We start from the raw sequence: 8,566 nt of genomic DNA on the forward strand, positions 1-8,566 counted from the left end.
TCGGTCGTAAACTGCAGGGCGCCCCGGGCGATCACAGCCCCGGGGACCTCGTCGTAGAGCTGGCCCGCGCGGGCGAAAGCCTGGGCGAACAGCCCCGCCGCCTCGCCCAGCCCGGCGTCCAGTCGGGGCGTCACCAGCGCGGCAGGATTGCCCGAAGCCCCGGCGCCCGGGTGCTGGGCCTCAATCACCACGGCCTCGCCGCCCAGCGCGCGCACGGCCCGCGCGGCCGAGGCGCCGGCTATACCCCCGCCGACGATCGCCACACGCTGACGGGTATGGTTTCCTCGCGTCCCGGCCAGCACCGCCTCCAGCCGCTCGCGTTTGCGTCCGAAGCCGGCCTGCTTCCCCACAGTGAAACCGGCGGCGCTCAACCCGCGGCGCACCTGGCCGGCCACGGTGAAGGTCGCCGCCCGGGCGCCGGGAGCCGAGCGGGCGGCGACCAAGGCCAGCACCTCCTCGCGCCACATGTCGGGGTTCAGCGCCGGGGAGAAGCCGTCCAGGAACCAGGCGTCGGCGTATCCGGACCATCCCTGAAGCGCGGCAACCACGTCCATTACGGCCACATCGAGAATCGCCGAGAAGTGTGGGAACTCCAGGCGATGCCGGCCTCGGGTTTGCCCCGGCCACCCGGCGATGAGTGGCGCGACAACCGGCGCCAGCTCCGGCCAGCGCGACAGGGCGCGCGCAGCGTCTTCGGCGCTGATCGGAAACGCCTCGATGGAAAAGATATGCAACACCGCGCCGGGCGGTCGGGTCTGGCGCCAGAGGTCGAGCAGGGCCGCGATATTGAGCCCGGTCCCGAACCCCAGTTCGCCTACGACGAATCGCCTGCGGCCCTGCCAGGCGTCCGGCAGGCCACAGCCGCGCAGGAAGACCGCGCGGGCCTCGGCCAGCCCATCCTCAGCGGAGAAGTAGACATCGCCAAACCGGCGTGATCGCGGTTGCCCGTCAGTAGTCCAGTCGAGGGGGCCAGCGTCTGTAATCATCTGGTGTTGCGCAACGAAAAAGGGCCGCCCCAAAGGGCGGCCCTTCCGTAACGCAATTGCGTCGTCGTGAAGTGTATTACTTCGCGGCGGGCGCGGCCGGGGCGGCAGCGTCGGCAGCCGGAGCGGCCGGAGCAGCCATCGCGTCGGCGGCCGGAGCGGCGGCAGCGTCGGCAGCGGCGGCCGGGGCAGCCATCGCGTCGGCGGCCGGAGCAGCAGCGGCTTCAGCAGCGGGGGCTTCGGCGGCGGGGGCTTCTTCCTTCTTCGCGCAGGCAGCGGTGCCCAGGAGGGCGAAAGCGGCGGCGGCGACGAGCAGTTCCTTGGTCATGTCATAATCCTTTGATCGGAGAGCTACGCGTCGGCTGGACGTCCCCGCCTGATGTCAAAATAAGAACGGGCGAACTTACCCTTCCGACGCTGTGACCAGAGATACGCTTGGGTTCGGGGGAAAGGCAAGACATAAAATCACGGACTTGTGATCACTTTTTGTCCCTTTGCCCAAGGGCGCACCCGGCGGCGCAAAAAGGGGTCGCGTTATGAACCCTCCGCGGGGATATTGGAGAGCACTTCTTCCAACTCAAGGAAGCTGGGCTGGGCGCCGGAGGGCACGTTTCCGCGACCGATTTCCACCGAGATCTGGGCGGCGTTGCCATGCAGGTGGGCCACCAGCACGGCCTGGATAATGCGGTAGAAGGCACCTTCCTCCTCCACCACATCCTTCATGCGCGTGCCCATCGGACCCACAAGTCCGTAGGCCAGAAACACGCCGAGGAAGGTGCCGACAAGAGCGGAGCCAATCATCCCGCCCAGGACTTCCGGCGGCTCGGTGATCGAACCCATGGTCTTGATGACGCCCAGTACGGCGGCCACGATGCCCAGAGCGGGCAAGGCGTCGGCCAGATTGGTGATGGCGTTTCCAGGGCCCAGGGCCTCGTGGTGATGCTTCTCCAACTGCTTTTCCATCGCATCCTCGACCTGGTGGGGATCCTCCAGGTTCATGGTCATCATCCGCAGCGTGTCGCAGATGAAATCGATGGCGAAGTGGTCCTTCTGGATCCGAGGGAAGCGCGAGAAGATCGAGCTCTCCTGCGGATTCTCGATGTGGCTTTCCAGAGCAATCACGCCCTTGGACTTCATGGTCTTGGTCAACAGGAAGAGCAGCGACAGCAGGTCGCGATAGTCCGAGGGCTTCCACTTGGCGCCGCTGAACACCTTGGCCAGCCCGCCTCCGGTGCCCTTTAGCACCGCCATCGAGTTCGAGATCAGATAAGCCGCCACGCCCGCGCCGCCGATCGCCGCCATTTCATGCGGCGTTGCGGCCAGGATCACGCCGATGTTGCCGCCAGTGACGATGTAGCTGCCGAACACCATCACAAATAGCAGAACGATACCGATGATCTGGAACATGGACTTCCCCGCAAGGTGAGGGGGACTATCGCCGTTAATGTTTAATGGGCCGTGAGCGCGTCGGCCATTTGCCGCCGCGCCGCAAGCCGTTAAAGCCCAAGGCATGCAGGACAAGGCTCCGGACACGACAGCGCTGCCCCGGCGGTCCTTTGCGATCATCTTCGGCGTTTCGATGGCCACCGCCATGGGCAACACGGGCCTGATCTCGGTGCTTCCAGCGATTGGCCGCTCGCTGGACATTCCTGATCCCATGGTCTCGGCGATCTTTTCGCTCTCGGCGCTGCTCTGGGCGTTTTCTTCGCCGGGATGGGCCAGGGCCTCGGATCGCTATGGTCGCAAGCCCTTGATGCTGGTCGGGCTCAGCGGGTTTCTCGTATCGATGATGCTGTGCGGCGCGGTGGTCAGTTCCGGACTGGCGAAGCTGGCGGCGCCGATGACGATCTTTATCCTCTTTCTGCTGGCCCGGGCGCTGTTTGGCCTGTTTGGCGCGGCCAGCAATCCGGCGACCCAGGCCTATGTGGCCGAACGTACACCGACCGCGGGGCGCACCCAGGCCATGGCCAATCTGGCCGGCGCCTTTGGTCTGGGCACGGTCATCGGTCCCTTTCTCGCGCCGCTTTTCATATTTCCTGGCGTGGGACTGGCCGGCCCGCTCTACAGCTTCGCCTTCATCGCTCTTGGCATGCTGTTCGTGGTCTGGCGGTTTCTGCCAGACTCAAAACCGGACCCGGATGCGCGCCGGCCTTTGCGCCCGGTCGTCGGCGGGGCGCCCGCCGCCCTGCCGATCTGGCGTGATCCCCGCATCATGCCGTTCCTGATCTACGGCTTCATCGTGGCCACCTGCCAGACAGCTCAGGCCCAGACGCTAGGCTTTCTGATCCTCGACAAGCTGGATCTGTCGCCGGCGAAGGCACAGACCTACATCGCCATCGCGATGATGTTCGGCGCGGTCGCCGGGCTACTGGCCCAGTGGGGCCTGATCCGGATGTTCGAGATGACGCCGCGCCAGCTGTTGCGCTGGGGCGTGGGCGTTGCGGCACTGGGCAACCTGATCGTGGCCTTGTCGCCAGACTACTACGGGGTGGTGGTGGGCTATGCCGTGTCGAGCCTGGGCTTTGGTCTGGCGCGGCCAGGGTTCACTGCCGGGTCCTCCATTGCCGTCGGCATGGCCGAGCAGGCGCGTGTCGCCGGGGCCATTGCCGCCGTCAACGGCATCAATGTGATCTTCGCGCCGCTGTTTGTATTCCTGTACCAGCACTTCGGGCCGGCTCCGTTCATCGTCAATACGCTGTTGATGCTAGGGCTTCTGGTCTACGCGTTCCGGAACCCGGCCCTTCGCAACGCAGATCCGAAGCCGGCCACGCAGGAAGCCACCACACTCGCGGCGCTCGAGAAGAGCGACGAGCGCTGAGCATTACCCGGCGGCCAGGCGCCGGCTCTCCTCGGCACAATCCCTGACCGGTTTCAGGCCCTTGGCGCGCGCCGCAGCGACCTCGGCCCGGGCGACGGCGATGTCAGCGCGGAACTCGACGGAGTCGTGCAGTTTGGCCACCACAGCGGAGCCCATGGTGCGCCCCTCGTCGACATCGCTCTGCCAATGGACGTTACAGACACGGCGGCTGTCACTGAACGCCCGACCGCGGGCCAGCACGGCCTCCGCCCGGTCCGGCGCCGCCTCGGCCACAATCAGCGCCCAACCCCAGCCGATCGCGCTGTGCCCCGAAGGATAGGACCCGTCCCGCCGCAGCACAGCCTCCATCGCCGGCGTGCAGATCGGCTTGCCATTGGTCATGAAGGGGCGCTGGCGCAGGTACTTGGTCTTGGTCGGATAGGTCGAGAGACCGAGGTCCGCCAGGCTTCGGCGCAGCAGACCATAGAGCCTTGGCGTGTCCGTTTCGCTGATCGTCGTCCCGATGGCGCAGGAGAATGTGCCTGCCGCAACGGGGAATGAAAGATCCGCGTCCTGTGTGGCCAGCTCCCAGCGAGGTCCGCCATGGAGCGCCAGCCCTGCCAACGAGGCCTCGTCGTCGCGCGCCTGAGCGCCGGAGCCGGGGGTCGGCGGAGGGGGCACAATGGCCAGGCTGCTGGGCGCACCGCCCGCAGTCAGATAGCCAGCGGCGCGGGTCAGGCTGGCCGGGGGCGCAGACTGTGCGGGCGCCTGACTGCCGGCCGGGCCGGCGCTGGCCAGGACGGCGGCCAGCGTAGAGGCGATCAAGCCATATCGTCTAATCATGCGCATTCTCTCCCGCGATTGTCGGCAAGGCGCTGGCCTCGGCCTTCAGGCGTTGCACCATAGCATCTGACAGATAGCCGTCCGCTACCAGCCCGCGCGTGGCTTGCCAGGCGCGCAGAGACCGGCGCGTGCCCATGCCGACCACACCGTCCGGGGCACCCGGATCGAAGCCCAATGCCGCCAGCGCTCGCTGGGCGGTCATGCGGTCCACAAGCGGCAGCGGCGTTTCCTTCGGCCAGGACCGGATCAAGGCGCCCTCGCCCAGATACCCGTCCGCCAACATGCCGACACCGAGCGCATAAGACAGACTGTTGTTATATGCGCGGATCGCGAAGTGATTGGGGAACAGCAGGAACTGCGGTCCTTCCGCGCCGGCGGGCGCCACCAGCTGCGCCTTTGCGTCAGCATCAAGCGCCGTCCAGGGCCTGCCGTCAGCCCGAATCACGCCGCGCTGCGCCCACCAGGCAGGGGTCTCCCGGGGGCCTTCGGTCAGGCTGAAGTCAAACCCGGCCGGAACGGTTACTTCCCGGGCCCAGCTCTGTCCGCGAACCCAGCCGGCCTTGGCCAGCAGGTTTGCCGCAGAGCCCAGCGCGTCGGCGCTCGAATTCCAGATGTCGCGCCGCCCGTCGCCATCCTGATCCACGGCGGTCGATAGATAGGTGCTGGGGATGAACTGGGTCTGGCCCATGGCCCCGGCCCAGGAGCCCTGCAGGCGGGCGCGAGGCTGTTCTCCGGACTGGATGATCCTGAGCGTGGCGATCATCTCACCCTCGGCCCAGGCGCGGCGACGCCCCTGGGCGGCCAGGGTGGCCAGCGAACGCAGCGTATCATAGTTGCCTTGAAGGCTGCCAAAGCCGCTCTCCAGCGCCCAGACGCCCAGCAGGATTTCTGGCGGGACGCCAGACGCGGCCTCTATCGCCGGAAACGCCTCCACCTCGGCGCCCCGACGCCGCCCAATGATCAGCCGATCCTGCGTCACCACGCCTTCCAGGTAGGCGCTGATGGGCTTTGAGAACTCCGGCTGGCGACTGTCAGCGCCGGCGACACGAACGTCAGGGGTCAGGCCCGCCATCTCGCGCGCCAGCACCACGGGGTCGATACCTGCGACGAGGGCGCGCCCTTGAAACTCCGAAGCCCATGCGTCGAAAATCTGATCTCCCGACGCCGTGGGCGGTGCAATCGACTGCGAGGCGGCCGGCGAGATGAGGCCCAGACCAAACAGGATCAGAGAGAGTGTCAGGCGACGGCGCATGGATGATATCTACGATGTGTCGCGCAGGCGCCCAATCAAAACGGCGTCAGGTTGACTTGAGCGGGGCCGCCCCGTATATGCGCCCGCTCTTGTTCGCCAACGGCCGGTCCCGGCCCGATTGAAGATACGGTCCCATGAAGGTCAGAAGCTCGCTGAAGTCGCTGAAGACGCGTCACCGCGACTGCAAGCTCGTGCGCCGCAAGGGCGTAATCTATGTCATCAACAAGACGAACCCGCGCTTCAAGGCCAAGCAGGGCTAAGCCCGCAAGACGATGCCGAAAGCCGTCCTCTGGGACTTCGGCAATGTCATCGTGCGTTGGAATCCGCGCACGCTCTATGAAAAAATCTTCCCGGATCCGGCCCAGCGCGACCGGTTCCTGTCCGAGGTCTGCACGCTCGAATGGCACGCGCCCACCGACTGTGGCGTGACCTTTACCGAGAACTGCGCCCGTTTGATTGCCATCCACCCGCATCATGAGGCCGAGATTCTGGCCTGGCGTGATCGCTGGAGTGAAATGTTCTCCGGCGCCATCGCCGAAACTGAAGCGGCCATGGCGGAGCTGCAGACGCGCGGCATTCCTCAGTTTGGCCTTTCCAACATCTCGCACGAGACGCTGGATTCGACTCTGGCGATGAGCCCGGCCTTTGGTCTCCTGAAATCCTACGTGGCCTCCGGCCTTGAGGGCATGATGAAGCCGGATCCGGCGATCTTCCAGCTGTGCTGTGATCGCTTCAGCCTGGCGCCTTCCGAAATGCTGTTCGTTGATGACAGCGCCCGCAACATCGAGGCCGCCCGAAGCCTCGGGTTCGCCACGCACCATTTTGTGGATCCGGCAGCTCTGCGGCCGGCGCTCGTGGGACACGGCCTGCTCTAGACGGCGCGCTGTCATAGCCGGTGCAGGGTTTGGTCAACTTCGACTTCGACGGCGGCGCGGTGGTGAACCACGTGATGCTGCGCCCCTCCAGCAACTCCGTTGATGTCGACAACTTCGCGGGCGCCATAGCCGTTGTGCCGGAACCGGCCACCTGGGCGATGATGATCATGGGCTTCGCGCCGTGGGCGCCATGATCCGCCGCCGCCGTCAGACACTCTGCGCCGCCTGAAGGCCCGCGTATTGAACAGACGTCGAGAGCCCCCTGCCTCTGGCAAGGGGTTTTCTTGATTCAGGCTGCGGACGTGGATGACAGGGTGCGGGCAGGACAGTAGGGTCCGCCGCTTTCCGTTTCCTCCGCATCCAGCTTAAAAGGCGTGGCTATGGCCGACGACTCCTCCGGACACCCCGACGTTCTCAACGCGACCGCCCAGGGGCAGTTGAAGAGCATCATCGAGCGCATCGAGCGTCTCGAGCAGGAAAAGGCCGAGATCGCCGAACAGGTCAAGGAGGTCTTCGCCGAGGCCAAGGGTAACGGTTTCGACGTCAAGATCATCCGCAAGGTCGTGCGCATCCGCAAACAGGACCGCGCCAAGCGCCAGGAGGAAGAGGCGATCCTCGACCTCTATCTCTCGGCCATCGGAGAGATTTGAAGCGCGGCGTTCCAGATCGCAAGGCGCAGGCCCAACGCTCTGCGCTGAACGCCCTGAAACGTGCCCGTCGTCTGGCTGACAAGGCCGGGATCGAGCTCTCCGACTGGGAGGGCGAGTTCCTGGGCAGCGTCGCCGACCGCATCAAGACCTACGGCCGCGCCTTCGGCGACCCAGAAAAGGGCGCTCCCGGAGAGGCGCTGTCTGCCATGCAGCACCGCAAGCTCAAGGAAATCAACGCAAAGGCCAAGGGCGAGCCGCGCGTGCTGAAGCGCGGCCGGGGGTTTCAGCGGAAGCCGCCGCCTGAAGGTTGAGCCCTGGCGGCGGCAGATCTGCTACTTTCGCATGGCCTCGGCCTCTGCCTCGGCGGCGACCTTTACAGAGTCGGCTTGGTTCTTGAGGTCCGTTGCGAGGACCTTGGCTTCTGCCTCCACGGTGTCGGCCTTGGCGTCGATCGCCTTATCTGTCTTGCTGCAGGCACCCAGGCCCACCAACGCGAGGGCGGCGAGGGCGATAAATCAGGGATTGCGCATCATGTTCTCCAGCTGTTGCTGGCGGCACAGCGCGCGAAGCGGCCGTCAGGTTCCGTGTCGGATCGGTCATCCTTCCGGCGAACCTGACCCTCCCGCCGGTTTAAGCCGCATGGCGGGTCGCTCCACCAGGAACCAGCTAAAGGCCGCAAAGGGCAGAACGGCGAGAACGGCGGTGAGCAGGTTCAGCTGGCCGTACCCCGCCAGCGTCTGTTGAATCGGGAAGGCGTAGATGTAGATGCCGTAGCTGAGGTCGGCCCTGAGCTTTCCCGGGCGGGACAGACCCAGGACGGCGAACGGCAGGGCCAGGGGGCCGATCAACGGAAAGGCGGCGGCCGCGATCACGCCGATCCAGAGCGGGATACTTGCGCGCGTCAGATAGAGGGCGGCGCCGGCGAAGAACAACAGGCCGTTCCGGGCGCCCAGAAACGCGATCCGGGTCGCGCGCTCATCGGCCCAGTTCGGGTGGGTGAACGTCATCACGAGCCACACCACGCCGCATGCCGCCGTCAGCGCCAGCACCAGCGCCAGCCGCGCCCGGATCAGCATCAGTACCAGATAGAAGGTGAACTCCAGCCGCAGCGTCCAGAGTACGCCGTTAACAACGTTGGGCAGGGCGACGGTCTCGAAGACGCCCGG

11 protein-coding genes and 1 pseudogene are annotated in these 8,566 nt (G+C 66.0%); 6 read left to right on the top strand and 6 right to left on the bottom strand.

Annotated elements, in window-relative coordinates; genetic code table 11:
- The 3 genes from mnmD to motA all read right to left on the bottom strand — a co-directional run.
- On the bottom strand, nt 1-986 hold a 986-nt coding region (gene mnmD, locus ACIQ42_RS12405; protein ID WP_397422503.1), incomplete at its 3' end, for a tRNA (5-methylaminomethyl-2-thiouridine)(34)-methyltransferase MnmD.
- Between the two features lie 76 nt (nt 987-1,062).
- Nucleotides 1,063-1,311: a hypothetical protein gene (locus tag ACIQ42_RS12410; protein WP_397422504.1), complete on the bottom strand. Its 249-nt coding sequence runs from the start codon at nt 1,309-1,311 to the stop codon at nt 1,063-1,065.
- A gap of 206 nt (nt 1,312-1,517) precedes the next feature.
- Nucleotides 1,518-2,390, bottom strand: a complete 873-nt coding sequence (motA, locus tag ACIQ42_RS12415; protein ID WP_397422505.1) for a flagellar motor stator protein MotA — start codon at nt 2,388-2,390, stop codon at nt 1,518-1,520.
- 103 nt (nt 2,391-2,493) lie between these two features.
- On the opposite strand from motA, the gene ACIQ42_RS12420 reads away from it, so the two are divergent.
- Nucleotides 2,494-3,801, top strand: coding sequence for an MFS transporter (locus tag ACIQ42_RS12420; RefSeq protein ID WP_397422506.1), 1,308 nt, complete (start codon nt 2,494-2,496; stop codon nt 3,799-3,801).
- Nucleotides 3,802-3,804: 3 nt separating this feature from the next.
- Here ACIQ42_RS12420 and ACIQ42_RS12425 read toward each other — a convergent pair whose 3' ends face one another.
- Together ACIQ42_RS12425 and ACIQ42_RS12430 are read right to left on the bottom strand one after the other, a co-directional pair.
- Nucleotides 3,805-4,623: a phosphatase PAP2 family protein gene (locus ACIQ42_RS12425; protein ID WP_397422507.1), complete on the bottom strand. Its 819-nt coding sequence runs from the start codon at nt 4,621-4,623 to the stop codon at nt 3,805-3,807.
- Nucleotides 4,616-5,875, bottom strand: coding sequence for a lytic murein transglycosylase (locus tag ACIQ42_RS12430; protein WP_397422508.1), 1,260 nt, complete (start codon nt 5,873-5,875; stop codon nt 4,616-4,618). Before ACIQ42_RS12430 ends, ACIQ42_RS12425 begins: the two co-directional genes overlap by 8 nt.
- Nucleotides 5,876-6,009: 134 nt before the next feature.
- On the opposite strand from ACIQ42_RS12430, the gene ykgO reads away from it, so the two are divergent.
- The 5 genes and pseudogenes from ykgO to ACIQ42_RS12455 all read left to right on the top strand — a co-directional run bounded on the left by ykgO (nt 6,010) and on the right by ACIQ42_RS12455 (nt 7,711).
- Nucleotides 6,010-6,135, top strand: a complete 126-nt coding sequence (ykgO, locus tag ACIQ42_RS12435) for a type B 50S ribosomal protein L36 (protein ID WP_397401037.1) — start codon at nt 6,010-6,012, stop codon at nt 6,133-6,135.
- A gap of 12 nt (nt 6,136-6,147) precedes the next feature.
- The gene (locus ACIQ42_RS12440; RefSeq protein ID WP_397422509.1) at nt 6,148-6,750 is read left to right on the top strand and encodes an HAD family hydrolase; all 603 of its coding nucleotides are present in this window, start codon (nt 6,148-6,150) and stop codon (nt 6,748-6,750) included.
- A gap of 122 nt (nt 6,751-6,872) precedes the next feature.
- Nucleotides 6,873-6,979, top strand: a pseudogene (locus ACIQ42_RS12445) (PEPxxWA-CTERM sorting domain-containing protein); the annotation flags it as partial.
- Between the two features lie 151 nt (nt 6,980-7,130).
- A complete protein-coding gene (locus tag ACIQ42_RS12450; protein WP_397422510.1) occupies nt 7,131-7,400 on the top strand; it encodes a DUF2312 domain-containing protein in 270 nt (89 codons plus the stop codon).
- Nucleotides 7,397-7,711 (top strand): hypothetical protein, encoded by a 315-nt coding sequence (locus ACIQ42_RS12455; RefSeq protein WP_397422511.1) that lies wholly within the window; start codon nt 7,397-7,399, stop codon nt 7,709-7,711. Before ACIQ42_RS12450 ends, ACIQ42_RS12455 begins: the two co-directional genes overlap by 4 nt.
- 285 nt (nt 7,712-7,996) lie before the next feature.
- On the opposite strand, the gene ACIQ42_RS12460 is transcribed toward ACIQ42_RS12455, so the two are convergent.
- Nucleotides 7,997-8,566, bottom strand: a 570-nt coding sequence (locus ACIQ42_RS12460; RefSeq protein WP_397422512.1) for an acyltransferase family protein, incomplete at its 5' end; no start/stop codon positions are given.

It is taken from the genome of Phenylobacterium sp. (genome assembly GCF_044372605.1).
Lineage (GTDB): Bacteria > Pseudomonadota > Alphaproteobacteria > Caulobacterales > Caulobacteraceae > Phenylobacterium.

Excerpts from the sequence above, each read along its gene's own strand:
- ACIQ42_RS12430 (WP_397422508.1), bottom strand. The coding sequence starts at position 5,875 with ATGCGCCGTCGCCTGACACTCTCTCTGATCCTGTTTGGTCTGGGCCTC.
- ykgO (WP_397401037.1), top strand. The coding sequence starts at position 6,010 with ATGAAGGTCAGAAGCTCGCTGAAGTCGCTGAAGACGCGTCACCGCGAC.
- ACIQ42_RS12440 (WP_397422509.1), top strand. The coding sequence starts at position 6,148 with ATGCCGAAAGCCGTCCTCTGGGACTTCGGCAATGTCATCGTGCGTTGG.
- ACIQ42_RS12420 (WP_397422506.1), top strand. The coding sequence starts at position 2,494 with ATGCAGGACAAGGCTCCGGACACGACAGCGCTGCCCCGGCGGTCCTTT.
- ACIQ42_RS12410 (WP_397422504.1), bottom strand. The coding sequence starts at position 1,311 with ATGACCAAGGAACTGCTCGTCGCCGCCGCCGCTTTCGCCCTCCTGGGC.
- ACIQ42_RS12425 (WP_397422507.1), bottom strand. The coding sequence starts at position 4,623 with ATGATTAGACGATATGGCTTGATCGCCTCTACGCTGGCCGCCGTCCTG.
- ACIQ42_RS12450 (WP_397422510.1), top strand. The coding sequence starts at position 7,131 with ATGGCCGACGACTCCTCCGGACACCCCGACGTTCTCAACGCGACCGCC.
- motA (WP_397422505.1), bottom strand. The coding sequence starts at position 2,390 with ATGTTCCAGATCATCGGTATCGTTCTGCTATTTGTGATGGTGTTCGGC.